This window comes from Burkholderia territorii (assembly GCF_902833055.1).
GTDB classification, from domain to species: domain Bacteria; phylum Pseudomonadota; class Gammaproteobacteria; order Burkholderiales; family Burkholderiaceae; genus Burkholderia; species Burkholderia territorii.
In genome coordinates, this window is record NZ_CADFEJ010000145.1 from 1 (window position 1) to 447 (window position 447).

The window sequence follows — 447 nt, forward strand, 5'->3', positions numbered from 1 at the left end:
GTGCCCAGCTTGCCGGCCAGGCGGCGCGCGGCGCTATCATCGACGGCGGGCGGCACGCGCGATGCCGCCGAGCGGCATTCCCTGGCTGGAGGCGCCATGACCTACGACGAACTGAGCCGGATCGCGCTCGCCTGGGCCGCGGTCGAGGCGGGCAGCTCCTACGGCACGCCCGCGCTGAAGGTGCGCGGCCATCTGCTCGCGCGCCTGCGCGAGGACGGCGACACGCTGGTGGTGAGCGGCGTGGGTCCCGACCAGCGCGCCCACCTGATCGAGAGCGAGCCCGACATCTATTACGTGACCGATCATTACCTGGGCTGGCCGGCCGTGCTGGTGAGGCTCTCGCGTGCCGACCCGGTGGAGCTGGCGGCGCTGCTGCGACAGCGCTGGCGCGAGATCGCGCCGAAACGCGAGGTCGCCGCATTCGACGCCAGCCACGACTGAGTCGAG

1 protein-coding gene is annotated in these 447 nt (G+C 72.5%); it reads left to right on the plus strand.

Translation table 11 applies throughout. The features are described from left to right. Window positions 1-96 precede the first annotated feature (96 nt). The gene (locus HW466_RS31445) at window positions 97-441 is read left to right on the plus strand and encodes an MmcQ/YjbR family DNA-binding protein (RefSeq protein WP_013696498.1); all 345 of its coding nucleotides are present in this window, start codon (window positions 97-99) and stop codon (window positions 439-441) included. The last annotated feature ends 6 nt before the right edge of the window (window positions 442-447 follow it).